Below are 24,553 nucleotides of genomic sequence, written 5' to 3'. Positions count from 1 at the left end.
ACCTGAATGGTTGAGGGCTAGACTTCTCCGTGGTGAACGAATAAAACCTGGTTTTACGCTGGGGTTCGCCACGGAGATTTTGCGCGTTCAAGCACGCACCACACAAAAAAGGGGTGAACGATGCGCATCCGCAACCAGCACGTAGGAACCTGGGCGCGTCGTCGTCTCTTGCGGGCCCCATCTGTGGTGGTCGCAACTGGTGTGCTGCTGCTTGGGGCGACCCCAGCCACGGTCGCGGACCCCTATGCGACCGCCCAGGAAAGCGCGAACGTCACGGCGCAGACCGCTGACTCGACGGAAGACACGGGTGATGGTGCGTGGAATGCCACCGGCACCACCCCGATAGATGCTTCCGTAACTTCCACCCAGTCGGGCAAAGGCGCGGATGCGCCGAAGCCCGCAAACCCTGTCGCCACCGAGGGATCCTCAGCACCGACCAGTCAAGATAGCGCCCCGGCACCGGCGGCGCCGGGGATTGGGGGCCTAGGGACGGTGGGGGACAACGGGGCGTCGATAAGCAATGCGCCCATCACGGTCGAGCGCGACGGCAACGTTGACACCGTACGCGTGCACGACCCTTGGGGTGAACTGTGGCAGTGGGGCGGCGCGGCGTCGACGGAAAACGTGTTCGCGCTCACGCGCGACGGCGAAGTAGCAGAGGTGCTTTCCGTGACCGCGGACGGGCGCGATCTCGACGCCCGCGACTTCGGGTGGGCGAACACAGCGTACGGCGCCTTCCTTGGATTTGACCTCAACGCACTGCACACGATTCCGCCGGTGGACGTGACCATGCGCGTGCGCGCCGGCGAAGCGGGGGAGTACCGGGTCGCGGAAAGCGACGAGATCCCTGCGAAGCGCGAGTTCATGGGGTTTGCGGAAGGCGAAGAGACGGTCGCGCCCGGCGCGAGGGCGGCGACGCCGTACGCAGCTACCAGCACGATGGGGCTGCCAGCGGGCCAGGCGTGGTCGGTGGAGCAGAAGCTGGCGACCACCGCGACCACGACTGGCACGGCCGGGCTTCCCGCGAGGGACGACGGCGACAAGGAGCCGATGGGCTTCGGCGGGGTGAAGCGCTTCATGCGCACCACCGCGAGCGGGTCGCGGCCGGACACTGTGATCCCCGCGGGCAGTAGCCCCACGCTTGCGGTGACGAGGATTCGGGTGATGACCACCTCGCCGAGCGTGACGTTCCCGGTGGGCAAGATCGCGCTGCTGAAGAATACGGGCAGCTGGTACTCGCTGGAATCGGCGAAGGTGACGCCGATCGTGGAGGGCGGCGTGACGCGTGGGTACGACATCCAGCTGTTCGACCCCGAGACCGACACCCTGTACAAGAAGGTGGACATCTGGAGCGGCAACCAGCTTGCCGTGTCCTTTGAAAAGATGACCGGCATCCCGCCGGCGAGCAACTACGCGCTTGAGGTCTACGCCTCGCACCCGGTCACGCAGGAGAGCGCGGGCGATTACGCGTGGGGCGATGCCGGAGACCCCGAGAAGCGGCGCACCACCGTCACCCCGTCCGGCGCGGACGGCATTGCGCGCGCCCGCGTCACCCGCACCACGCAGGAAGACGGCGTGCTGGAAGGCGAGGTCGCCGCGGCGGTAAAGGCGCAAAACGGCTACTCGCTGGACGGCGGCGAGACGCTTACCATCACTGGCCCGGACGGCAAGGTCCTCTACACGTGCAAGGCCGGAGAGGACCGATCGTGCGGGATCGCACCCATCCCGGCGCAAGGCCAGACTGACGGTGCGGGCGGCGTGAAGTTCACGCTGCCGCAGCGACTTTACGTGCCGAAAGGCTCAACGGTTGCGGTGGCCATGGACTTCCGCAAGGACCCCAGCTTGCCTGTGGCGGACCAGTACCTGCGCGGGCCGGCCGGCCCGATCCAGCTGGACTACATGCTCACTCCCGGCACGCCCAGCGACCTCACCGTGACCAAGCGAAACGCCCTGTCCGGTGACCCTGCCGTCGCGAGGCAGCTGCGCGCCGCTCGCGACGCCGTCCGCGCCACCGGCGCCGACCCCGCCGACTACAGATTCTGGGCCATCGACTTGAAAAACGTCGGCACCACCGACGTCCCCGGCGCCACGCTTACCGACACGCTCCCGCCCGGGTTCGACCCAGCCACGGCCAGCGCCCTGCCCGCGGCGCTCATCGACGGCAAGCGCGCTGCCGGTGACCCGTTGACGTCGAAAAGCGGCACCGCTGACGGCACGCTCACTATCACCGTCGGCGCGCTCCGCCCAGGCGAGACGGCGCGCGTCCTCGCGTTCGCCCGCGCCACCGCCACCTGCACCCCCAACACCGTCACCGCGCGCAATACGGGCGGTGAGCTCACCCCGGCCGACAACGTCGCCACCGCGCCGTGCCCCATGCAGCTGCGCGTGCGCAAGGTGGATCACCAGGATCGCACCGTGGCCCTGGAGGCCGGCCTTGAGCTTCGTCCGCTTATCGACGCCCCGTCGTCCCCCATTCCCCTCACCCCAACCCCCGACGGCTTCCTCACCACCGGAGCCGCCCTCGAGCGCGGCCGGGAGTACCAGCTTGTGGAGACGAAGGCGCCCGCCGGGTACTCACTGCTCGCCGAGCCGATTGTGCTGCGCGTCGTGCGCGAGGGGGAGACGGACGTGATTGAGTTCCGCGGCCCCGACGGCGCGTTTTCTCAGGAATCGCCGATGGTGGGGCTGTGGACGGGCGCGTCAGGGGAGAACGTGCAGCTCATCGGCGCCGCCAATACCGTGAGTGTCTCCCTCGCCAACGTGCGCCAAGGGAACCTGCCAAAGACTGGTGGTGCGGGGCTCATGGTGTGGGTGGGCGTGGCGTCGATAATGCTCAGCGCTGGTTTCTGCGGGCTGTGGCGGCGCGGACGGCGAACTGGCTAATTGGTGGGCGAAACTGTACTCTTTCTAAGAACGCCGTTAGTCATCTCTTAAAAAGGTCGTCCCCACGTGTCTTCCCGAAAGTATCTCGCCGCCGCGCTCGGCGCCTCCTTGTTGATTGTCAACGCCCCCTCCGCGCACGCGTACAGCGGAGAGGTCGATCCGCTCGACGCGCAGTGCAAGACTGATACTGCGCTGGCGAACCAGGGGAAGGAGCTCCCGGACGTGGAGCGTTACTTCTTCGGCTCGAACCAAAGCAACATCCACGGCAACACGCTCAAGGTCTACAACACCACCGCCTACGGCGAGCACCTGAAGGAGGCCATGGACGCGTGGATCAAAGCCACCGGCGGTCTGCTGCGTGTGGAGTACGTGGACCACCGGGACCCCGAAGCCGTGACGCTGGAGCTCGGGTCCTTGCCTGGGATTACCGCGGGCCGCCAGCAAGGCACGCCTGGGAACAACCCCCGCGTCACGCTGAATGAGTCGCTGTACGCCAACCCGGCAAACGTCCACCACGCCAGCATGGTGATGACGATCGCCCACGAGATGGGCCACGCCATGGGGCTCGCGCACTCCTGCAGCGGGGCGCTGATGAAGAACGGCACAAACAGAGGCGAGCTCGCCCTGCTGCCGCAGAAGCTCGACGTGCAGATCCTGCTGCAGACGCACCCGCAGCTGCGCGAGCTGGGCGGGCAGCCGATGACGAGCGAGGCGCCGGAGCCGGCGGAGGAGACTTCGGCGGAGCCCGAGCCTTCCGTCGAGCCGGAACCCTCGGAGACCTTCGTGCCGGAGACCTCCGCGCCGGAGACCACGGAGGAACCGGAACCAACCGTGGCGCCCGAGCCGTCGGAAACTGCCGCGCCGGAGACCACGGAGACCTCAGTGCCGTCGCCGGTTGCCACCACGACGGAGCGGACACCAACGGAGCTGCCGCCTATCTACGTTCCCAAGCCCGCCACCATGGCAGACGCTGAGCAGGCCGTCGAAGACTACTCGGAGAAGTACCAGCAGGCACTTGCAGACGCCAAGGCAGCGGAGGACGCAGGCGATGCTGCACGCGCCGCAGAGCTGGAGCAGCACGCCGACCGGTACCTCGCCGCGTTCTTTGAGGCTGCCGACAATCGCGATGCGCTGGAGGCGGAGCTGAAGGCGAGCAGCGAGCCAACGTCTGAAGCTACTTCTGAGCAGCCGAAGCCTGCGGAGGAATCTACCCCGGCCGCCCCGACGACTACTACGGCTAAACCTGTGGCCTCGAAGCCGCAGTCGACGACGTCGGCCGCCGAGTCTCCGACGAGCAAGGCGACTACTACCGCGAAGCCTGCTCCGAAGACAACTGCGGATACGCCGAAGACGTTCACTAGGCCTGCAATGACGACGCAGGAGACGTCGATGACATCGGCGGAGGCGTCCACGGCGGTTGCGCCGACGACTACTACTGCGAAGCCTGTGGCCTCGAAGCCGCAGTCGACGACGTCGGCCGCCGAGTCTCCGACGAGCAAGGCGACTACTACCGCGAAGCCCGCTCCGAAGACGACTGCGGATACGCCGAAGACGTTCACTAAGCCTGCAATGACGACGCAGGAGACGCCGACGACATCGGCGGAGGCGTCCACGACGGTTGCGCCGACGACCACTACCGCGAAGCCTGTGGCCTCGAAGCCGCAGTCCACGACGTCGACCGCCGAGACTACGACGAGCAAGGCGACCACGCCTGCCCCGATGACGACAGTGGCAACGCCCAAGGCAACCACTGAGCGAGTCTCAACGACCACTGTTGCGAAGCCGGTGGCGTCGACTCCGCGGGAGTCCACGGCGGAGGTGACGGATGTGTGGGCGTCGACAAGCACTCAGGCGCCTGCGACTGCGAAGGAAACGGCGCCTACCGTTGGCCCGGTCGACGTGGCGGAGTCCGCGCCGACGGAAACTCGCTGGCCGTGGCCGGCGCTCCCGGAGCGCCCGACCAGCACGACCAGTCCGACCAGCACGACCAGCGAAACCATCAGCGTCGCAACCCCGACCAGCGCCACCCCCGAGCCGACCGAGGGCAGCACCGCGACGACGCAGCCGACGGTGACCACCACGCCGACGGAGCCGGCCGACGCCCAAGATGCGTCCGGCAGTGCGTCGAGCGAGCGTGAGGGGTCGAGCGGTGGGACCATTGCCGCGATCGTGATCCCGCTGGTGCTGGGGCTCATCGGCATCCTCGGCGCCGGGTGGGCGTGGGCCGGCGGCCTGATTCCGGGGGTTCCGGCGCCGAATTTCTAAGCGCGTCGAAAAACCAGGATGGTAACCAGAGGATGGTGATTAGTCGAGTAACGTCTCGCAAACTCGCGGCTGTTACTCGGTTGATCACCATCCTGACGTTCCCATCCTCTGGTTACCATCCTGTCGCCTCACCGCGCGAACGGAGCCACCCGCCCCCGCAAAAACAGCAAAGGCCCGGGCCGCCAAGAAACGGCAAGCCCGGGCCAGCAAAGCAAAACGCGCTACTTCTTGTACGCCTCGACGGCTGCCTGCAGGATCTTCTCCGCCTCAGCCTTGTCGCCCCAGCCGGAGCCGGTGACTTCCTTGTTCGGCTCCAGGTCCTTGTAGTGCACGAAGAAGTGCTCGATTTCGTTCTTGAGGAAGTCGGAGACGTCGGAAATGTCCTGGTAACCCTCGTAGCGGACGTCGTCGATGACGCAGAGCAGCTTGTCGTCGCCGCCGGCCTCGTCGGTCATCTTGAACACGCCGATCGGGCGCGCGGCGACAACAACGCCGGGGAACACGGGCTCCGGGGTGATGACGAGTGCGTCGAGGGGGTCGCCATCGTCGGCAAGCGTGTGCTCGATGTAGCCGTAATCGGCGGGGTACGCCATCGGGGTGAACAGGTAACGGTCGAGGTGGACGCGGCCGGTCTCGTGGTCGACCTCGTACTTGTTGCGCGAGCCCTTCGGGATTTCGATGATGATCTCGGTAGCCATTGTTGCTCCTTTGCTTCGAGTGATGGTTCGGCTCACCATCATACGTGGGCTAGGGTTAGTGCCCGTGAAAGTATGGACTTGGGTAGTGGGCGCGCTCGCGCTCGGAGCTGTCGGCACCGTCGCGGGGTTCGGCGTCGCGGCACAGCGCGATCTCGCATCGCTTGAGCACGCGCCGGCCTACGCGCTGCAAGCCCCGCCCGGTCTCCTCACGCCCGCGGAGGGTGCGCCGGTTGATGAGCAGTTGCTTATCGACGCCCTCTCGTCCCCCGCCGCAAACCCGGACCTTGGGACCTTCCACGCCCGGATCTCCAACGCCGCCACCGGCGAGGTCGTCTTTGACCAGCACGCGGACGAGCCGCTGCGGCCGGCGTCCGTGACCAAGGTCCTCACCGCCGCGGCCGCGCTCTACCAGCTGGGCCCGGAGGATACGCTGTCCACCGCGGTGGTGCGCGGCGCGAACCCGGGCGAGGTGACCATCCTGGCCGGTGGCGACGTCTGGCTCGACGACGAAGCCCTGGATGCGCTCGCCGCCCAGGTCAGCAACGTCGGAGGCGCCGTCGACACCGTCACCATCGACACGTCCTCCTGGGACGGCATGGAGGAATACCCCGAAAGCTGGGACCCGGAGAACGTGGACGCCGGCTTCGTGGCGCCGATGCAGCCCGCGATGCTCTCCGGCGGCCGGCTCGGCGGGGCGACGGAGGGCGACGTCCCGCGCACCCACACCCCGGCCCTGGACGTGGCGCAGGCGCTGGCGAACCGGCTGGGGGCGGCGAACGTCGCCGTCGCCGATGGCCCGGCGCCCGCGGACGCGGAGGTCGTGGCGTCGGTGGAGTCGCCGACCCTGCTCGAGCGGATGCGGGTGATGATGCGCAACTCCGACAATGTTTACGCCGAGGCGATCGGGCGCGAGCTCGCGCTGGCGCGGGGCACGACCGACGCGCCGCAGGCTGCCCTGGACACGCTCGCGGAGCAGGGCTTCGACGTCAGCGGCACCACCCTCCTGGACAACTGCGGGCTTTCGGACGCGAACCGCATCCCGCCCGCGCTGCTTGATGGCGTCCTACTCTCCTCAGCCACCGAAGCACCGATCCGCGACCTACTGGGCACCTTGCCCGTCGCCGCGGGCGAGGGCACCCTCGCCTCCCGCTACGGCGACCTGGCCGGCCGCGGCTGGGTGCGCGCGAAGACCGGCACGCTCGATGAGACTTCCGCGCTCGCGGGCACCGTCACCAGCGTGAACGGCAACGTCTACACCTTCGCGTTCATCTCCAACGACTCGTCCATCCTGGAAGCGCGCCAGGGGATGGACCAGCTCGCCTCCGTCCTCCGCAACTTCTAGCCATGGCCGCGCAGCCGTTCTGGCCCCGCACCTCGCCCCACTTCCTGGCCTGTCGGCGCGCCGTCCGCGCCGCAGACTTTGCCGCAGACGCTGCCGCAGCGCCCGTGGTCATCGGCCTGTCCGGCGGGCCCGATTCGCTCGCGCTCGTCGCCGCCGCGGCCGCTGAAGGCATCCCGGCGCGTGCCGTGGTGGTGGACCACGGGCTGCAGGAGGGCAGCGGGGGCGTCGCAAAGCGTGCCGCCGAGCAGGCGCGAGGCTTCGGCGTCCCGGCCGAGGTCGTGGAGGTGGCGGTGCCGCGCGGCGGGAACCTGGAGGCCGCGGCGCGCGAGGCCCGCTACGCCGCGCTCTTCGCCCGCGGTGGCGAGGTGTGGGTGGCACACACCGCCGACGACCAGGCCGAAACGCTGTTGCTCGGCGCGCTACGCGGCAACCCGTCCGGCATGGCACCGCGCGCCGGGCGCCTCGTGCGCCCCTTCCTGCCCATCCGCCGCGCGGATACGGTCGGCGCGTGCGCCGAGCTCGGCGTGACCCCGTGGGAGGATCCGATGAATGGGGACCCTGCGTTTCGCCGAGTAGCGCTGCGCACGCGCATCATCCCCGCGCTCACCGAGCTCCTTGGTGGCGACGCCGTGCCGCCGCTGGCGCAGACCGCCGACCGGATCGCGGCCGCGCAATCGCTTCTCGACGCCCCCGCGACCACCTCCTGCGACGAACTCGCCGCCCTGCCCAGCGCCGTGCGCCGCTCCCGGATCCACGCGTGGCTTGTCAGCGCAGACGTGCGCCCCAACCGCGGGCAACTCGCCGCCATCGAGCGGCTCATCACGCATTGGAACGGTCAGGTCGGCGTGGACATGGCCGGGGGAGTGCGCGTGCGCCGGGTGGGCGGCGAACTCACCCTCGAGCGGCGCGAGTAACGCCGCTTGAGGGGTTGCGCGATACTCAACACGACTCGTGTTCGTAAATTCGCTTCCCCCGACTAAAAGGCAGCTCACCATGCGTCCCCTCCGCACTTCCCTGGTCGCCGGAATGACCGCGATCGCTCTCGCCGCTTCCGCAGCTCCCGCGGCAGAACACCCCGCGATCCCGGGCTCCTCCTGCGGCATGTTCACTGGCTCGTCCACCCTCTCCTCAGACCCCGCTCTCTTCTTTGCCAACCCGGTCGCCGCGCTGATCGGTGCGCTGCTCGCGCCGTTCCTGCAATACGGGCTGGGTACCCGACCGCCGGAAGACCGCTGCAAGTAGTCCTCCCGTTGTTGTCGCAGGCGGGGAAGAGGTGGCAGTATGAAGGAGTTGTAAGCCAACAGGAGATGGAAGGGCCCAACCATGACCGAGCTGTACACCAAGAAGGATTTCAACGTCCCCGCGAACCGCTACGGCGACGACGTTGAGGCCATCCTGCTGACTGAGGACGACCTGCAGGCCCGCATCCAGGAGCTGGCGGACATGGTCTCGAAGAAGTACAAGGACGCCGAGCAGGACCTCATCCTGGTGTGCGTGCTCAAGGGCGCGGTCTTCTTCCTCACCGACTTTGCCCGCAAGCTTTCCATCCCGGCCGAGATGGAGTTCATGGCCGTCTCCTCCTACGGCAACTCCACCACCAGCTCTGGCGTGGTGCGCATTCTCAAGGACCTGGACAAGGAGATCGCCGACCGCGACGTGCTCGTGGTGGAGGACATCATCGATTCCGGCCTGACCCTGTCCTGGCTGCTGAAGAACCTGAGCGGCCGCGGCCCGAAGAGCCTCGAGGTCATCACGCTGCTGCGCAAGCCCGAGGTGCAGACCGCCAAGATCGACCTGCTCGACGTCGGCTTTGACATCCCCAACGAGTTCGTCATCGGCTACGGGCTCGACTACGCGGAGCGCTACCGCGACCTCCCGTACGTGGGCACGCTGCACCCGCGCGTGTACTCCGAGGGCCAGTAGGCCCCGCCTGGCGACAACTAACTGCGACGACAAGTAAGACCCAAAAAACTGTATGACTAAAAATAAAAACGTGTTGCGGTGGGGCATTTTCGCCGCCATCGCGCTCATCGCGCTGTACGTCCTCACGCTGTTTGGAGACGACACGCGCAATTACCAAACGGTCGACACGTCCGTTGCCGTCGAGCAGCTGCACAACTCCAACGCGCAGGAGGTGCAGATCGACGACCGCGAGCAGCGCGTCCGCATAGAGCTGCGCGAGCCGATCACGGTGGACGAGCACGAGGGCGTCGAGGCCATCTCCGCCCAGTACCCGGCGCGCACCACGCAGGAGATTTTCGACGCCGTGCGCGAGTCCGGGGCCGACAAGTACAAGACGAACGTGACGCAGGAGTCCTTCCTCCTGTCCATGCTGGGCTTCATGCTGCCGATGATCCTGGTCTTCGGCCTGATCTCCTACATGATGTACCGCATGCAGTCCGGCGGCGGCATGTTCGGCATCGGCGGCTCGAAGGCGAAGCAGCTGACCAAGGACAACCCGACCAACACCTTCGCGGACGTCGCGGGCGCCGACGAGGCCGTCGATGAGCTGCAGGAGGTCGTCGACTTCCTCATGGACCCGGGCGTCTACGAAAAGCTGGGCGCGAAGATCCCGCGCGGCGTGCTCCTCTACGGCCCTCCCGGCACCGGTAAAACCCTGCTGGCCCGCGCCGTGGCTGGCGAGGCCGGCGTGCCGTTCTACTCCATCTCCGGCTCCGACTTCGTGGAAATGTTCGTTGGCGTGGGCGCTTCCCGCGTGCGCGACCTGTTCAAGCAGGCCCGGGAGAACAGCCCCTGCATCATCTTCGTCGACGAGATCGACGCCGTCGGCCGCCAGCGCGGCTCCGGCATGGGCGGCGGCCACGACGAGCGCGAGCAGACCCTCAACCAGCTGCTGGTGGAGATGGACGGCTTCGGCGACCGCGAGGGCGTCATCCTCATCGCGGCGACCAACCGCCCCGACATCTTGGACCCCGCCCTGTTGCGCCCGGGCCGCTTCGACCGCCAGATCCCGGTGACCAACCCGGACCTGGCCGGCCGCGCCCAGATCCTCAAGGTCCACGCCAAGGGCAAGCCGTTGGCCAAGGACGTCTCCCTCGACGCGCTGGCCAAGCGCACCGCCGGCATGTCCGGCGCGGACCTGGCCAACGTGCTCAACGAGGCCGCCCTGCTCACCGCCCGCGTCGGCGGCAACGTCATCACCACCGACGCGCTCGAGGAGGCGACGGACCGCGTGATCGGCGGCCCGCGCCGCTCCACCAAGATCATCTCCGAGCAGGAGAAGAAGGTCACCGCCTACCACGAGGGCGGCCACACCCTGTCCGCGTGGGCGCTCAAAGACATCGAGCGCGTCTACAAGGTCACCATCCTGGCCCGCGGCCGCACGGGCGGCTTCGCCATGACCGCGGACGAGGACGACAAGGGCATGTACAACCGCAACGAGCTGTTCGCCCGCATGGTCTTCGCCATGGGCGGCCGCTCCGCCGAGGAGCTCGTCTTCGGCGCGCCCACCACCGGTGCGTCCAACGACATCGAGCAGGCCACGAAGATCGCCCGCGCGATGGTCACGGAGTACGGCATGACCTCCTCGCTCGGCGCCGTGAAGTACGGCCAGGAGCAGGGCGATCCGTTCTCCGGCAAGGGCGGCGGAGGCTCGCTGGAGTATTCGCCGGCCGTCGCCGCCAAGATCGACGAGGAAATGCAGGCGCTTCTCGACGAAGCCCACCAGGTGGCCTACCGCACCCTCGAAAAGTACCGCGACCAGCTGGACGCGCTAGCCTCCGCACTCTTGGAGAAGGAGACTCTGCGCCGCCCGGACCTAGAGCAGCTGTTTACTGACATCGAGCCGGTACGCCCCGAGCTGCCCGCCCACGACGCCCGCTTCCACCAGCAGATCGGCCGCGAGCCGGTCAAGACGCCGGTGGAGCTGGCGAAGGAGCGCGGCGAGGAGCCGCCGAAGCGCTTCTCCATCCTGGAGGCGTCGAAGGCGACGCGTGAGCGCCGTCAGCGGGAGCGCCAGCAGCGTCAGCAGGGCCAGCAGGGCGGCAACCACTGGCACCCGGGCAAGCCGGGTAAGGACGGCAACGGATCGTCGCAGTGGACCCCGCCGACCGGCGGCAGCCGCCCGAACTACGGCGGCCCGACGCCGCCTCCGGGCTGGACCTACCCGGGGGATGGCCAGCAGGGCCAGCAGGGCCAGCACCCGGGGATGCGCAACTACGCGCCGACCCCGGACCAGCCGGAGCAGCCGGACAACGAGACCGCCGAGATCGGCTTCCGCCTCCCCGACAACGAGCGCCCCGACGAGTCGTACTACAACGATGATGCGGACGGCCGCGGCGGCAGCACCGCCTACCGCCCCGCGTCCGAGGACACGACCCGCCAGCTGCCGCGGCACCGGAAAGAGGACCGCGACAGCAACAGCGACAACCACCGCACCGACCCAGAGGACCGACCCAACAATGACCAATAAGTTTGACCAGCAGCGCGCCGAAGCCGCGGTGCGCGAACTGCTCATCGCCGTGGGCGAAGACCCGGACCGCGAGGGCCTCAAGGAGACGCCAGCGCGCGTCGCCCGCGCCTACGAGGAGGTCTTCGCCGGCCTCCACACCGACCCCACCGAGGTCCTGGAGAAGACGTTCGCGGAGAACCACCAGGAGCTGGTCCTCGTGCGCGACATCCCGATCTACTCCACTTGCGAGCACCACCTCGTGCCCTTCTACGGCAAGGCGCACGTGGGCTACATCCCGGGCAAGGACGGCAAGGTCACGGGCCTGTCCAAGCTCGCCCGCCTCACGGACATGTACGCCAAGCGGCCGCAGGTGCAGGAGCGGTTGACGGGGCAGGTGGCTGACGCGATCGTCGATAAGCTTGGTGCTTCCGCAGTCATCGTGGTGGTCGAATGCGAGCACCTGTGCATGGCCATGCGGGGGATCCGCAAGCCCGGCGCCGTGACCACCACCTCCGCGGTGCGCGGCGGCTTCCAGTCCAACGCGGCCTCGCGCGCCGAGGTCATGAGCCTGATAAGGAGCTAGCCATGGTCAGCGTGGCCGATCTCACTGCGCCCGGCCGCACGACGGTGATGGGCATTGTTAACGTCACCGAGGACTCGTTCTCCGACGGCGGCCGCTGGCTTGCCGCCGACGACGCGATCGCCCACGCACACGAACTCGTGCGGCTCGGAGCGGACATTATCGACGTCGGCGCCGAATCCACCCGACCCGGCGCCACCCGCGTGCCTGCGGAGGTGGAGGCCGAGCGCGTCCGCCCCGTCATCGCGGCGCTGCACGCGGACGGGATCCGCACCTCGGTGGACACGATGCGCGCGTCGACGGCGCTCGCGGCTGCCGACGCCGGCGTGGACCTCATCAACGACGTCTCCGGCGGCCTCGCCGACGCCGACATGTACCGCGTCATGGCCCAGACCCAGCTGCCGGTGTGCCTGATGCACTGGCGCGCCGACGCCTTCGTCAACGCCTCCGGCGCCGCCGACCACGGCGGGGACGTGGTGCGCGACGTCCACCAGGTGCTGGGCGAGCTGGTGGACAACGCGCTGGCCGCCGGCGTGGCGCATGACCAGATCACGCTCGACCCCGGCCTTGGCTTTGCCAAGACGGCCGCGGACAACTGGGCGCTGCTCAATGCGCTGCCGGAATTCATCGCCGGCGAGTTTCCCATCCTGGTCGGCGCGAGCCGCAAGCGCTTCCTCACCGGGGTGCGCAAGGAGCGCGGCCTGGAGCACGGCCCCGTCGACGCCGACCCCGCCACCGCCGCCGTCACCGCGCTGTCCGCGCACTACGGCGCGTGGTGCGTGCGCGTGCACGAGGTCGCGGTCTCGCGCGACGCCGTCGACGTGGCCGCCAAGTGGCGCGAGGGAGGTGCGCACTCATGGCCGACCGCATCGAACTGAAGGGCCTGCAGTGCTTCGCGCACCACGGCGTGCTCCCGCACGAGACCGAGTTTGGCCAGGCTTTCACCGTGGACATCACCTGCTGGGTGGACTTCGCCGAGGCCGCGGCGGGCGATGACCTAACCAAGACCGTCAACTACGCGGAGCTCGCGCAGCTCGCCTACGACGTCGCCGCGGGCACCCCGCGCCAGCTCATCGAGACCGTCGCCACCGAGATCGCCGACACCGCCATGGACCGCTTTGACGCCCTGCACGCCATCGAGGTCACCGTGCACAAGCCGCACGCGCCGATCCCGCTCGTCTTCGACGACGTCGCCGTCGTCTGCCGCCGCAACCGCAAGCACAGGAGGTAGCATGCGCGCCGTCATTTCCGCAGGCTCCAACATGGAGGACTCGCGCGCGCACCTCGCCTCGGTCGTGCGCCACTTCGCCGACTCGCTCGTCGCCGCCAGCTCCCTCTACGCCACCGCCCCCTGGGGCAAGACGGACCAGCCGGGCTTTCTCAACCAGAGCATGCTTATCGACGCCCCCCTCACCCCCACCCAACTCCTCCGCGAATGCCAGGCGCTCGAGGAGGCCGCCAACCGCGTCCGCGTCGAGCGCTGGGGGCCGCGCACCCTGGACGTGGACATCGTGGACATCGCCGGCTACACCTCCAACGACCCGGAGCTGACGGTGCCGCACCCGCGGGCGCACCTGCGCGCGTTCGTCCTCGCGCCCTGGCTGGAGATCGACCCGGACGCTACCCTGGGCGGCGAGCGCGTCGCCGACCTGCTCGCCCGCCTGGACCCGGCGGAGCGCGACGGCGTGCGCAGACTGGAGGGCTAAGAGGATGAGCAGCGAGGGCATGCGCCGCACGTCCTACGCGGCGCTGATCGGGACGACGGGGTTCTGCGCGGCGGCCACATTGATTCTGATGCGCCGGTGGTACGGGGCGGTGGCGTCGATAGGCGCTGCTGTGCCGTCGAGCCTCTGGGTGCTGGCGCTGGTGTGCGCGGTGCTCGTGGTGGTGGTGAAGCGGCGGCGCTCCGACGGGCGGGTCGGGCTGGACCGCTCGCAACTCAACCCGATGATGGCCGCGAATTTTATGCTGTTTGGCAAGGCGTGCGCGTGGGCCGGCGCGGTGTGCGGCGGGGCGTACCTCGGGCCGCTGGTGTACGTGGTGCCGCGGCTGGGCACGCTCGCCGCGGCGGGGGAGGACCTGCCGGGGCTCATCGGCGGCGTGGTCGGCGGCCTGCTGCTCGCGGTGGCGGGGGTGCTGCTGGAGAAGGCGTGCGAGGTGTCGCCACCCTCGTCGGGCGAGGGCGTTAGCTAAGGTACTAATCATGACTGCCCAACCCTCTTCTAGTGACCGCGGAAACCTCTGGGTCATCGTGCCGTTCGCGCTCGCGATCGTGGGCACGGTGGTGATGCTGTTTACCAACTCGGCAAACGCGCTGAAAATCTCGCTCATCCTCGCACTGTGGGCCGCCGCGGCCGGGCTGATTGTGATCTTCCGCATGCGCCGCGACCGCGACGAAGCGACCCGCGCGCTCAAGCAGAGCGAGGCGAACCACAAGGAGGAGCTGGCGCGCCTGGAGCGCCAGCCGGCGGCCGCGAGCGGCGCGGGTGCGAGCCCGGTGGACGCCGAGCTGCTCCGCGAGCTGCAAGCGGAGATCAAGGCGCTGCGCTCCCAGCTGGAGGAGATGAGCGGGCAGGTCTTCGAGTACGAGCCGGCCGCGGTGCGTGCGGCGGCGCGGCGCATCCAGGAACTCGAGCGCCCGGCGGAAGCGGAGGCAGCGGCTGTGCCGACTGCGCCGAGCGAGCCGGCTGAGCCCGTTGAGGCGCCCAAGTCCGAGCCCCACAAGCACGAGACCAAGGGGCCGTCGAGCTTTGACACCGCGAAGATCTCCGTGGTGCGCACCCCGGCGCCGGAGCGCGCGAACGGCTCCCACCGCCGCGGTCGCCCCAGCGGCGCGCCGAGCAGCGACGCTGTGCGCGGCAACATCGGGCAGCAGCCGCAGCGCGAGCAGCAGAACCCGCTGTCGGCGCTGATCAGCGAGCGGACCAAGACCGAAACCGCCGCACCCAAGCCGGAGCCGGAGCCCAAGCCTCAACCCCAACCGCAGCCGGAGCCGGAGGAGTACGTCGGGCGGCATGAGCAGGGCGTCGAGAAGCGTGAAAGCGATGAGCGCCGCGGAGGCCGACGCCGCCGCGATGCCGGCCGCGAGGGCTCGCTGTCCGTTTCTGAGCTGCTGGAACGCAACAAGCGCTAGTGGCGCCGACACTCTTGGCCGACGCGATCGGCAACGCGTGCGGGCTCGCCGACGACCTCGAGCGCGCCGGGCACACCGTCCGCCCGCTCGACCTCGCGGACCCCGGGCTCATCGCGCACGTGGACCTCGTGCTCATCGACGTCGCCAGCCCCGCCGAAGTCCGCAGCATCGCCGCCCGCCTCGCCCCGTACGCGCGGCCGCGCCAAATGTTCCTGCACACGGCGCTGCTCGGCGACGCGCAGCTGCTCGATGACGTGGAAACGGCGCACGCGATCGTCATGTGCGCCTACCGCCTCCACGACCGCACGTGGCTCACGTCCGCGGCCGACGAGCTCGGCGAAGGCGTCGTCTCCATGCTCGTCGCGGAATCCGGCGGCACCGCCGTACCCATCGCAGATTCGGCGCGCCCGCGCATCGCCGCCGCGCAGGAACTCCGCGCCGCGCAGCGCACCTTGCTTATCGACGCCCACCAACTCCTCACCTCCGCCATTCCCAACCTCCCGGCGCTCGGGGACGAGCCCGCGGGCGAGGGGCCGGGCCTCGACCCGGCCACGGCGGACCTGCTGCTGGGCGCGATCGATGATCCAGGCGTGCGCCGCGCGTTCGTGGACATGCAGCGCAGGGGTGCGGAACAGGCCCGCGACGCCGCCATGCAAGTGTGGGCAATGGACAAATACGAAGGGAGAAACCAATGACGTTTACACCGGGAGCAGCGACCGTCGTGCGCGACGAGGCGCTGCTGGCCACCTACGGGCGCGCGTTCCGGAAGGTGGGCAAGTCGATCGTGGTCGTGCCGCTCGGCCGCGCGGTGCACGCCGGGCACATCGAGCTGATCCGGGCGGCGAAGTCGCTGCTGGGCTCGTACGTGTTTGTCACCTTCTCGGGCGACGAGGTCCCCGAGGTCTTCGCCGAGGAAAAGGTTGACGTGGTCTTCCACGGAGAACTGGGCTGCGCCGCCAGCGTGGACACCGGGATGGCGCACCTGGAAGACGCCGAGGCGGTCGGGCGCGACGTGGCGCGGCTGCTCGCCACGCTCAACGCCACCCACGCCACGGACCTGGTGCTGGGGGAGAAGGACTTCGAGCTGCTCGTGGCGACGCAGTTGGCGGTCACGGCGCTGCGCATGGAGGTGAAGATCCACAGTGTGCCCACGGTGCGTATGCCGGACGGGCTGGCGGTGAGCCTGCGCAACGGCGACGTGCCGGAGGAGCACCGCGACGCGGCGCTCGCGCTGGCCGCGGCGTTGACGGCGGGCGCGCACGCGGCGGAGCGCGGAGCGGACGCGGTCCTGGAGACCGCCCGCGGGGTGCTCGCCGCCGCCGGGGTCGAGCCCGCCTACCTTGAGCTGCGCGACCTTGCCATGCGCCCCGCCCCACCGACCGGCGACGCCCGCCTCCTCGCCGCCGTCGATCTGGGCGGCGTGCACCTGATTGATAACGTCGGCGTGCCGCTGGGCGTCGGGTTTAAAAACATCGAGGCATAGCGGGCGCTACACTCTTGGACATGTCTGTGTCCAACATCGCTGCACTGCTGAACCAGCGCTTCGGCTTCACCTTCGACCAGGAGCAGGTCCTGGAAACGGGCCGCACCGCCGATTCCACCCTGTACACCGCGTCCAACGAGAGCGGCCAGGCCGTGGAGGTCGAGCTGTTTGCCGCCACGCCGGGGCCCGACGCAGCCGATGTGGTCGGCGCGCTCAACACCGCGCTCGCGGAGGCGTCGCACCCGGGCGTGTTCCAGCCGCGCGGCGCCGGTTTGACCGACGGCGGGCACCTGTTCGTGCTGCGCGAGGCCCCGACCGGCACACCCCTACGCCAGCTGCTGGGCGAGAAGCAGGCCGTCGGCTCCGCCTTCACCAAGACTGAGGCCCGCGACCTGCTCCAGCCGGTCGCCGAGGCCATCGACGCCTACAACCGCGAGGGCCACGCCGACTTTGTCGCCCGCTCGATTACACCGGACCACCTGCTGGTCCAGCCCGCCTGGTCGTCCACGCCCGTGAAGATGGCGCTCGTGGGCCCCGCGCCCTCGCTTAGTGACGCCACCGGGTCCGCCGAGCGTAACCGCGCCGATTTCCGCGACCTCGTCGCCGAGCTCACCGGCACCCCCGTGGACGCCGAGCTGGCCCGCGAGTCCGGCTCCTGCGCCGGCTACCTCCTCGCCCTGGCGGGCGGCGCCGCCTCCGCGGTCGAGGACCAGGGCCCGCTGACCTCCGTGGCGCCGCGCCCGCAGGACGGCTACCGCAAGCCCCCGGAGCCGTACGCCTACGGCCCCACCGGCGAGTACAAGCGCCCGGCCGTGGTGAAGAGCAAGATGAACCCGTGGCCCTGGATCATCGCGGTGCTCGTGCTCCTGCTCATCGCGCTCGGCGCGTTCTGGTGGTGGTGGGACAACAGCCGCGGCGCGCAGTGGGAGGGCGCCGACGCGGAGATCGCCGAGGCGTACCCGCAGCTGGTGTCCGGCAGCTCGGGCCAGAAGGGCTGGGAGGACCTGCAGTGCGAGTCCGCCACCCCGGAGCAGGGCCAGGAGGGCAAGATCCGCTGCGCCAACCAGGACCTGGGCGTGTCCGTGTCCAAGTACGTGTCGCAGGACGCGCGCGACGAGGTCGTGCCGGGCCGCGACGAGGCCGTCATCCTGGGCAGCGGCGAGTGCATGATCGATTCCTACGAGGTCCCGGACGCCTACCCGCCGGCCTTCGTGATGGTGCCGGAGAACAAGGAGCAGTTCATGGTGGTCATCAACGGCCACGAGGCCGAGGAGAAGCGACTCGCGCTGCCGATGTGCGAGTAGCGCCACCGCCCGCCGTGGCATACAGTAGGCGGGCTCAGCATTGCCTGGAGCACAGGGGAGCGCGGATCAGCGAGCTGCCCGCGTGCTCCTTCTTTTTTCCCAACAGAAAGGTGACTCCGCGCGTGACCGCCCGTACCGCTTCCGCCACACCCAACCCGGCGGTCCTGCTTGGCATCCTCGTGTTCTCGGCGATGATGATGATCTTCAACGAGACGACGGTCTCGGTGGCCCTGCCGGCGATCATGCAGGAGTTCGCGGTCAGCGCGGACGTGGCGCAGTGGCTGCTCACCGGCTTCATGCTCACGATGGCCGTGGTGATCCCCACCACCGGCTTCCTCATCGAGCGGCTTTCCACCCGCACCCTGTACTTCGCCGCGATGGGCCTGTTCATCGGCGGCAGCGTGCTCGCGGCGCTCTCGCCTGCCTTCGTCGTCCTGATCCTCGCCCGCTTCGTCCAGGCCGCGGGCACGGCGGTGATGATCCCGCTGCTGTTCACGGTCACGCTCAACGTGATTTCGCCGCAGCGCCGCGGCACGGTGATGGGGCTCAATGCCGTGGTGATCTCGGTCGCCCCGGCGCTCGGCCCGGCGCTGGCCGGCGCGGTGCTGAACGCGTACACGTGGCACCACATCTTCTGGGTGATGGTGCCGGTGCCCGTGCTGCTCGTCGTCTGCGCGTTCTTCTTCATGCGCAATGTCGGCGAGACCCGCTCGACGCCGCTCGACCTGCCCTCGGTCGGGCTGTCGGTGCTGGCGTTCGGCGGCCTGGTCTACGGCTTATCGACGTTCACGCAGCTCCTCACCGGCGAATCCGTCGCTCCGGCGATCGCGCTGGTGGTGGGCATCGTGTTCACCGTCGTGTTCGTGCGCCGCCAGCGTCGCCTCGCCGCCCGCCACCGCGCGCTGCTGGACTTCGGGGCGTTCCGCTACCGCGACTTCACCTGCTCCATCATCGCCGTCGTCTTCATCTTCGGCGCGTTCCTGGGCACCGTGAACTTGCTGCCCATCTACATGCAGGGCGCGCTCGGGCTGTCCACGCTGCTCACCGGCCTGCTCCTGCTGCCGGGCGGCGTGGCGCAGGGGATCGCCTCGCCGATCGCGGGGCGGATCTACGACGCCGTGGGGACCCGCCCGCTGGCCGTCCCCGGCGCGATCCTCATGGGGGCCTCGCAGGCCGCGCTGTGGCTGCTGCTCGGTGAGGACACTCCGGCGTGGGTGATCGTGGTCTCGCTGATCGCGGTGAACGTGGCGATGGCGATGGTGATGACGCCGCTGGTCACCGCGTCGCTGTCCGCCCTGCCGAACGCGCTGTACTCGCACGGCTCCGCGATCCTCAACACGCTGCAGCAGCTCGGCGGCGCGGCCGGCACCGCGGTGCTCATCGGCGTGATGTCGCTGCGCGTGGCGGCGGGCGCGACGCAGGCGGAGGGGTCTGCGTCGGCGTTCGTGGCGGGGGTGGTGGCGTCGATAATCGCCCTGGCCGCGGTGAGTCTTGTGGGCGGGCGGCGCGGTACCGTGACCGTGGAGTCGAGTGAGCCTCGCTGACCGACTACGATGGCTGAACGTGAATACGCCAGAACTTTCAGAGCAGCAGCAGATCCGCCGGGACAAGAGGCAGAAGCTTCTCGACGCCGGCCAGGACGCCTACCCAGTCAGCGTCGAGCGGACCACCTCCCTGCAGGACCTGCGGGCGAAGTACCAGGCCGTGCCCGAGGGGGAGGGCGACGGCGCGACCAAGCTGGAGCCGGGGCAGGAGACCCAGGACGTGGTGGCCGTCGCGGGCCGCATCATGTTCCAGCGCAACACGGGCAAGCTCTGCTTCGCCACCCTGCAGGAGGGCAACGGCACGCAGCTGCAGGTCATGCTCTCGCTCGCGGAGGTCGGCGAGGACGCGCTGGCCGCGTGGAAGTCGGACACTGATCTCGGCGACATCGTGTCCGTGAAGGGCCGGGTCATCGCTTCTCGACGCGGCGAGCTCTCCGTCCAGGCGCAGTCCTGGCAGATGGCGTCGAAGGCGCTGCGTCCGCTGCCCGTCGCGTTTGCGGACATGAACGAGGAGCAGCGCGTCCGCCAGCGCTACACCGACCTGATTATGCGCGAGGACGCCCGCACGAACGCGATGACGCGCATCCGCACCATCGCCGCGGTGCGCAAGTACCTCACGGGCGAGGACTTCGTGGAGATTGAGACGCCGATGCTGCAGACGCTGCACGGCGGCGCCGCTGCCCGCCCGTTTGTGACCCACTCGAACGCGCTGGACATCGACCTGTACTTGCGCATCGCGCCAGAGTTGTACCTCAAGCGCGCGGTCGTCGGCGGCATCGACCGCGTCTTTGAGATCAACCGGAACTTCCGCAACGAGGGCGTGGACAAGTCGCACTCGCCGGAGTTCACCATGCTGGAGACCTACCAGGCGTGGGGCACCTACCACGACGGCGCCGAAATGATGAAGGGCCTGGTGCAGTTCTGCGCCCGCGAGGTCTTCGGCTCCGAGCAGGTCACGCTTGCCGACGGCACCGAGTACGACTTCTCCGGCGAGTGGAAAGTCCTGGAGATGTACCCGAGCCTGAACGAGGCCCTCGCCCGCAAGTTCCCGGGCCAGCCCGAGGTGACCATCGAGTCGAGCGTGGAGGAGCTCACCGCTATCGCCGACACCATCGGCCTCAAGGTGCCGGACGGTGCCGGCTGGGGCCACGGCAAGCTGGTCGAGGAGATCTGGGAGGAGCTGTGCGGCGACCAGCTCTACGAACCGACGTTTGTGACCAACTTTCCGGTCGAGACCTCGCCGCTGACGCGCGACCACCGCGACAAGCCCGGCGTGACCGAGAAGTGGGACCTCTACGTGCGCGGCTTCGAGCTGGCCACTGGCTACTCCGAGCTTGTCGACCCTGTGATCCAGCGCGCTCGCTTCGAGGACCAGGCCCGCCTGGCCGCCAACGGAGACGACGAGGCCATGGTGCTTGATGAGGACTTCCTCGCCGCCATGGAGCAAGGCATGCCGCCGACAGCCGGCTGCGGCATGGGCGTGGACCGCCTGCTCATGGCCCTGACCGGCCTGGGCATCCGCGAGACCGTGCTGTTCCCGATGGTCAAGCCGGAGGCGTAGGTGGCCGCAGGCGCGGGCGTTCCCGCGCACGGCGCGCACACGGCGCTGCTGCCGCGGCGCGTGCCGGCGTGGCTGCTCTGGTCCGCCGCGATCATCGGCCTGCTGCGCGCCGCGATCATCCTGCCGCTGCTTCGCGACGGCCTCGACTTCGTCCCCATCTGGGACGCCGTCCAGCGCTACACGCACGGCGTCCCGGTCTACAACGAGGACTACTCCACGTCCGACCCCCACTACCTGTACGGGCCGGGGGCGAACGTTGTCCTGGCGCCGCTGGCGGTGTTCGGCTCGTTCGATGTGGCCCGGTGGGCGATGGTGGGGGCGAGTGTGGCGTCGATAAGCATTGCCCTCTGGTGGACCGCCAAGATGGTCGCGCCGGACATGGCGCGCCCGCTCACGCTCGCGGCGATCGGCATCGCGTTCAACGTGCCGGAGCCGGTGGAATCCACGATCTACCTCACAAATATCAACGGGTTCCTGCTGCTGGTCATGGTGGCGTTCGTGCACGCGTGCCTGCGCGACTATCCGGGCTCACGGATCGTCGCAACGCTCCTGCTCGCGTACGCGGTGACGATCAAACCGCAGTTCATCGTGCTCATCGCCGTGCCGTTCCTGCTGGGGCAGTGGTGGGTGCTCGTCGGCGCGGGCGCGGTCTACGCGGCGCTGTTTGGCATCGGCTGGGCCACCACCGCGGAGCCGGGCTGGTACACCGAGCGGCTTGTGCCCTACCTGGCGGAGACGCGGCAGTACGACAACGGCGCGATCGGCGCGCTCGGGCTTAGCGGCGCGGGCACGGTCGCGGTGAGCATCGTCGTGCTCATCGGCGTGTTCGGCGCGGTGGCGGTGCTGTTCCCGCAGCGGCGCGAGCTTGGCGTGGTGTGGGCGTTTTGCACGATCGGCGTGCTGTTCTGCGGCGTGTTCCTGGTCGGCGGCCTGCTGCAGGGCTACTACGCGGTGTGGCTGATCCCGCTGGCCATGACGGCGGTGGACCTGCGCTCGCCGGTGCGCAGCTGGGCGGCCGGCGTGGCGCTCGTGTGCACGTTGGGCGTGATCGCGCTGCCCGGGGTGCCCAGTTTGCTCTCTACCCTCGGATGGAGTGCCTTGCCCTTTGCTATTGCGGTCGCGGCGGGCCTAAGATTGAGGCCAACAACAGGGTTGTTACCCGCGTGAGTTCGCGGGGCAAGACCTGGGGCGTTTTGGCGTCCCAGGTCTTTTTGTTTGCCTGAAGCGAAAAGGAGCATACCGATGGCATCCACGAAGGTCGGCCGCCAGGAGCAGGCTGCCGACATCCTCGCCGGTATCGGCGGGCCGGACAACATTGTGAGCATGACGCACTGCGCGACGCGGTTGCGCCTCGAGCTTGTCGACGCCACCAAGGCCGACAAGGAACGCCTCGAAGCCAACCCCAAGGTGATGGGTGCTGTGCCGCAGGGCGGGAGCCGCTACCAGGTCATCATCGGCGGTGACGTGGCGAATGTGTACAACGACATCAATAACCTGCCGGAGATGGCGGGGCGCGGCGCCGTGTCCAACGACGACCTGAAGAAGCAGCAGCGCGACAAGGCCAAGGGCCGGCTGCCGTGGCTGGATACGTTCTTTGAGTACCTGTCGGACTCGTTCCGTCCGATTCTGGGCGTGTTGCTTGGTGCGTCGCTGATCATCGCGTTTGCGGCGGTGCTCGACGCGTTCCACCTCGTGGACTTCCGCGCGGAGGTGAAGACGCCGGGCTGGCAGTTCGTCGACGCGATGTGGAGCTCGGTCTTCTACTTCCTGCCCGTGGCGGTGGCCTACAACGCCGGCAAGAAGCTCAACATTGACCCGTGGGTGCCCGCCGCGATCATGCTGGCGCTGTTCACCCCGAACTACATGACGCTTGCCGAGCACCCCGAAGCGCGCGTGGTCGAACTGTTCGGCGAGCCGACCGATGTGATCGACGTCTTCGGCCTACCGATGATTCACAACGGCTACGAAGGCAACGTCTTCGTGCCGCTCATCATGGCCGCGGTCGCCGCGGTGCTGTACAAGGGTTTCCAGAAGATCATCCCGTCCGCGGTGCACATGGTCTTCGTGCCGTTCCTCACCCTGCTGGTGATGATCCCGGTCACCGCCTTCCTCATCGGCCCCTTCGGCTACCTGCTCGGCGCCTGGATTGGCACCGGCCTGGCCTGGATGAACGGCAACGCCCCGTTCGTCTTCGCGCTGCTCATCCCGATGCTGTACCCGTTCCTCGTGCCGCTCGGCCTGCACTGGCCGCTCAACGCCCTGATGCTGGTGAACATTGACACCCTCGGCTACGACTTCATCCAGGGTCCGATGGGTGCGTGGAACTTCGCCTGCTTCGGCGCCACCGCCGCGGTGCTGGCTATCTCGCTTCGCGACCGCGACCCCCTCATGCGCCAGACCGCCGGCTCCGCCCTGGCCGCTGGCCTGCTCGGCGGCATCTCCGAGCCGTCGCTCTACGGCATCCACCTGCGCTTCAAGAAGATCTACCCGCGTATGCTCGTCGGCTGCTTCGCCGGTGGCCTGACCATCGCCATCCTGGGCACCCCGTTCGGCGGCGTGAAGACCAACGCGTTCGTGTTCACCTCCATCCCGACCGTGTTCGTGTTCGACCCGATGTGGGTCTACCTCGTCGCGATTGCCGTCGCGTTCTTTACGGCTTTCTTCGTCATCCTCATCACCGACTACCGCACCCCGGAGGAGAAGGCGGAGGCGCTCGCCCGCGCCGCCGCTGCACGTGACGGCGTGGAGACCGAAGCCGCCGACGCCGTCGACCCGGCTCCCGCAACCGCCGCAGCACCCGCTGCTGCCGCTGAGTCCGCTGAGCCCGCCGTGGCGACCAAGGAGGTGCTCGCGCCGATCGCCGGCGCGGTCGTCCCGATGGACAAGCTCGGCGACGCCGCCTTCGCCTCCGGCGCGCTCGGCCACGCAGTCGGCATCGAGCCGCAGGCCGACAAGGTCACCGTCGCCGCCCCGGTGTCCGGCAAGGTCATTTCCGTGGCCAAGACGGGCCACGCCTACGGCATCAAGACCGCCGACGGCGTGGAGATCCTGGTGCACATTGGCATCGACACCGTCAAGCTCGGCGGCGAGGGCTTCACCCCGGTCGCTGAGAAGAAGCAGCAGATCAAGGCCGGCGAGCCGCTGGCGGAGGTGGACTTCGCGTCCATCAAGGCCGCCGGCGTCGACCCGACCGTGATCACCACGGTGGTCAACTCCAAGACGCTCACCGGTGTTGATGACCTGGCCGCCAACACCGTCGCCGAGGGGCAGCCCGTCCTCGGCGTGACCAAGTAAGGCCCACTCAGCCACAGCGCGCCCGCAGCGGAAGATCCCGCGGCGGGCGCGTTAC

General features: G+C 68.8%; 21 protein-coding genes. 20 read left to right on the top strand and 1 reads right to left on the bottom strand.

Annotation, left to right across the window (positions count from 1 at the left end):
- Window positions 1–120: 120 nt before the first annotated feature.
- Entirely contained in the window at window positions 121–2,883 is a 2,763-nt protein-coding gene (locus tag EAW56_RS04845; RefSeq protein WP_147453254.1) for a SpaA isopeptide-forming pilin-related protein, read from the top strand.
- A gap of 66 nt (window positions 2,884–2,949) precedes the next feature.
- On the top strand, window positions 2,950–5,148 hold the full coding sequence (locus tag EAW56_RS04840; RefSeq protein WP_122085392.1) for a hypothetical protein: 2,199 nt from the start codon (window positions 2,950–2,952) through the stop codon (window positions 5,146–5,148).
- 221 nt (window positions 5,149–5,369) lie between these two features.
- On the opposite strand, the gene EAW56_RS04835 is transcribed toward EAW56_RS04840, so the two are convergent.
- The gene (locus EAW56_RS04835; RefSeq protein ID WP_122085389.1) at window positions 5,370–5,846 is read right to left on the bottom strand and encodes an inorganic diphosphatase; all 477 of its coding nucleotides are present in this window, start codon (window positions 5,844–5,846) and stop codon (window positions 5,370–5,372) included.
- A gap of 64 nt (window positions 5,847–5,910) precedes the next feature.
- Between EAW56_RS04835 and dacB the strand changes: the two genes are divergently transcribed.
- The 18 genes from dacB (at window position 5,911) to EAW56_RS04740 (ending at window position 24,498) form a co-directional block, all read left to right on the top strand.
- Complete coding sequence (gene dacB / locus EAW56_RS04830; RefSeq protein WP_095536350.1) at window positions 5,911–7,188, top strand: D-alanyl-D-alanine carboxypeptidase/D-alanyl-D-alanine endopeptidase; 1,278 nt, start codon at window positions 5,911–5,913, stop codon at window positions 7,186–7,188.
- A gap of 2 nt (window positions 7,189–7,190) precedes the next feature.
- Entirely contained in the window at window positions 7,191–8,102 is a 912-nt protein-coding gene (gene tilS, locus EAW56_RS04825; RefSeq protein ID WP_122085388.1) for a tRNA lysidine(34) synthetase TilS, read from the top strand.
- A 79-nt stretch (window positions 8,103–8,181) separates the two neighbouring features.
- Window positions 8,182–8,430, top strand: a complete 249-nt coding sequence (locus EAW56_RS04820) for a hypothetical protein (RefSeq protein ID WP_122085386.1) — start codon at window positions 8,182–8,184, stop codon at window positions 8,428–8,430.
- A 90-nt stretch (window positions 8,431–8,520) separates the two neighbouring features.
- Window positions 8,521–9,111 carry a hypoxanthine phosphoribosyltransferase gene (hpt, locus tag EAW56_RS04815; RefSeq protein ID WP_122085455.1) on the top strand — a complete coding sequence of 197 codons (591 nt, stop codon included), beginning with the start codon at window positions 8,521–8,523 and terminating at the stop codon, window positions 9,109–9,111.
- 52 nt (window positions 9,112–9,163) lie between these two features.
- Entirely contained in the window at window positions 9,164–11,620 is a 2,457-nt protein-coding gene (gene ftsH / locus EAW56_RS04810) for an ATP-dependent zinc metalloprotease FtsH (protein ID WP_122085384.1), read from the top strand.
- Window positions 11,610–12,182 carry a GTP cyclohydrolase I FolE gene (gene folE / locus EAW56_RS04805; RefSeq protein ID WP_095275596.1) on the top strand — a complete coding sequence of 191 codons (573 nt, stop codon included), beginning with the start codon at window positions 11,610–11,612 and terminating at the stop codon, window positions 12,180–12,182. The genes ftsH and folE overlap by 11 nt, the downstream gene beginning before the upstream one ends.
- A 2-nt stretch (window positions 12,183–12,184) precedes the next feature.
- Complete coding sequence (folP, locus tag EAW56_RS04800; protein WP_122085382.1) at window positions 12,185–13,057, top strand: dihydropteroate synthase; 873 nt, start codon at window positions 12,185–12,187, stop codon at window positions 13,055–13,057.
- Window positions 13,036–13,410: a dihydroneopterin aldolase gene (gene folB / locus EAW56_RS04795; protein ID WP_122085380.1), complete on the top strand. Its 375-nt coding sequence runs from the start codon at window positions 13,036–13,038 to the stop codon at window positions 13,408–13,410. Before folP ends, folB begins: the two co-directional genes overlap by 22 nt.
- Before the next feature lies 1 nt (window position 13,411).
- The gene (gene folK, locus EAW56_RS04790) at window positions 13,412–13,885 is read left to right on the top strand and encodes a 2-amino-4-hydroxy-6-hydroxymethyldihydropteridine diphosphokinase (RefSeq protein ID WP_122085378.1); all 474 of its coding nucleotides are present in this window, start codon (window positions 13,412–13,414) and stop codon (window positions 13,883–13,885) included.
- 4 nt (window positions 13,886–13,889) lie between these two features.
- A complete protein-coding gene (locus tag EAW56_RS04785) occupies window positions 13,890–14,372 on the top strand; it encodes a DUF3180 domain-containing protein (protein WP_341867411.1) in 483 nt (160 codons plus the stop codon).
- A gap of 10 nt (window positions 14,373–14,382) precedes the next feature.
- Window positions 14,383–15,312, top strand: a complete 930-nt coding sequence (locus tag EAW56_RS04780; protein ID WP_122085376.1) for a DUF6779 domain-containing protein — start codon at window positions 14,383–14,385, stop codon at window positions 15,310–15,312.
- Window positions 15,312–16,007 (top strand): 6PGD fold domain-containing protein, encoded by a 696-nt coding sequence (locus EAW56_RS04770; protein ID WP_095554827.1) that lies wholly within the window; start codon window positions 15,312–15,314, stop codon window positions 16,005–16,007. Before EAW56_RS04780 ends, EAW56_RS04770 begins: the two co-directional genes overlap by 1 nt.
- Complete coding sequence (locus EAW56_RS04765; RefSeq protein ID WP_095546705.1) at window positions 16,004–16,795, top strand: pantoate--beta-alanine ligase; 792 nt, start codon at window positions 16,004–16,006, stop codon at window positions 16,793–16,795. Before EAW56_RS04770 ends, EAW56_RS04765 begins: the two co-directional genes overlap by 4 nt.
- A 20-nt stretch (window positions 16,796–16,815) precedes the next feature.
- Window positions 16,816–18,099, top strand: coding sequence for a protein kinase family protein (locus tag EAW56_RS04760; RefSeq protein WP_095554829.1), 1,284 nt, complete (start codon window positions 16,816–16,818; stop codon window positions 18,097–18,099).
- 122 nt (window positions 18,100–18,221) lie between these two features.
- Entirely contained in the window at window positions 18,222–19,643 is a 1,422-nt protein-coding gene (locus tag EAW56_RS04755; RefSeq protein WP_244213354.1) for a DHA2 family efflux MFS transporter permease subunit, read from the top strand.
- Window positions 19,644–19,662: 19 nt separating this feature from the next.
- Entirely contained in the window at window positions 19,663–21,204 is a 1,542-nt protein-coding gene (gene lysS / locus EAW56_RS04750) for a lysine--tRNA ligase (protein WP_122085372.1), read from the top strand.
- Window positions 21,205–22,371: a glycosyltransferase family 87 protein gene (locus EAW56_RS04745; protein ID WP_122085370.1), complete on the top strand. Its 1,167-nt coding sequence runs from the start codon at window positions 21,205–21,207 to the stop codon at window positions 22,369–22,371.
- A 75-nt stretch (window positions 22,372–22,446) separates the two neighbouring features.
- On the top strand, window positions 22,447–24,498 hold the full coding sequence (locus EAW56_RS04740) for a glucose PTS transporter subunit IIA (protein ID WP_122085368.1): 2,052 nt from the start codon (window positions 22,447–22,449) through the stop codon (window positions 24,496–24,498).
- The last annotated feature ends 55 nt before the right edge of the window (window positions 24,499–24,553 follow it).

Source organism: Corynebacterium gottingense, from assembly GCF_003693265.1.
Taxonomy (GTDB): domain Bacteria; phylum Actinomycetota; class Actinomycetes; order Mycobacteriales; family Mycobacteriaceae; genus Corynebacterium; species Corynebacterium gottingense.
Note: the sequence above shows the minus strand (reverse complement) of the source record. Positions and strands in the feature narration are given on the sequence as shown.

Coding starts and splice junctions, on each gene's coding strand:
- folB (WP_122085380.1), top strand. CDS start 13,036: ATGGCCGACCGCATCGAACTGAAGGGCCTGCAGTGCTTCGCGCACCAC.
- folE (WP_095275596.1), top strand. CDS start 11,610: ATGACCAATAAGTTTGACCAGCAGCGCGCCGAAGCCGCGGTGCGCGAA.
- ftsH (WP_122085384.1), top strand. CDS start 9,164: ATGACTAAAAATAAAAACGTGTTGCGGTGGGGCATTTTCGCCGCCATC.
- EAW56_RS04740 (WP_122085368.1), top strand. CDS start 22,447: ATGGCATCCACGAAGGTCGGCCGCCAGGAGCAGGCTGCCGACATCCTC.
- EAW56_RS04820 (WP_122085386.1), top strand. CDS start 8,182: ATGCGTCCCCTCCGCACTTCCCTGGTCGCCGGAATGACCGCGATCGCT.
- EAW56_RS04845 (WP_147453254.1), top strand. CDS start 121: ATGCGCATCCGCAACCAGCACGTAGGAACCTGGGCGCGTCGTCGTCTC.
- tilS (WP_122085388.1), top strand. CDS start 7,191: ATGGCCGCGCAGCCGTTCTGGCCCCGCACCTCGCCCCACTTCCTGGCC.
- EAW56_RS04760 (WP_095554829.1), top strand. CDS start 16,816: ATGTCTGTGTCCAACATCGCTGCACTGCTGAACCAGCGCTTCGGCTTC.
- EAW56_RS04785 (WP_341867411.1), top strand. CDS start 13,890: ATGAGCAGCGAGGGCATGCGCCGCACGTCCTACGCGGCGCTGATCGGG.
- EAW56_RS04835 (WP_122085389.1), bottom strand. CDS start 5,846: ATGGCTACCGAGATCATCATCGAAATCCCGAAGGGCTCGCGCAACAAG.
- EAW56_RS04780 (WP_122085376.1), top strand. CDS start 14,383: ATGACTGCCCAACCCTCTTCTAGTGACCGCGGAAACCTCTGGGTCATC.
- EAW56_RS04765 (WP_095546705.1), top strand. CDS start 16,004: ATGACGTTTACACCGGGAGCAGCGACCGTCGTGCGCGACGAGGCGCTG.
- folP (WP_122085382.1), top strand. CDS start 12,185: ATGGTCAGCGTGGCCGATCTCACTGCGCCCGGCCGCACGACGGTGATG.
- folK (WP_122085378.1), top strand. CDS start 13,412: ATGCGCGCCGTCATTTCCGCAGGCTCCAACATGGAGGACTCGCGCGCG.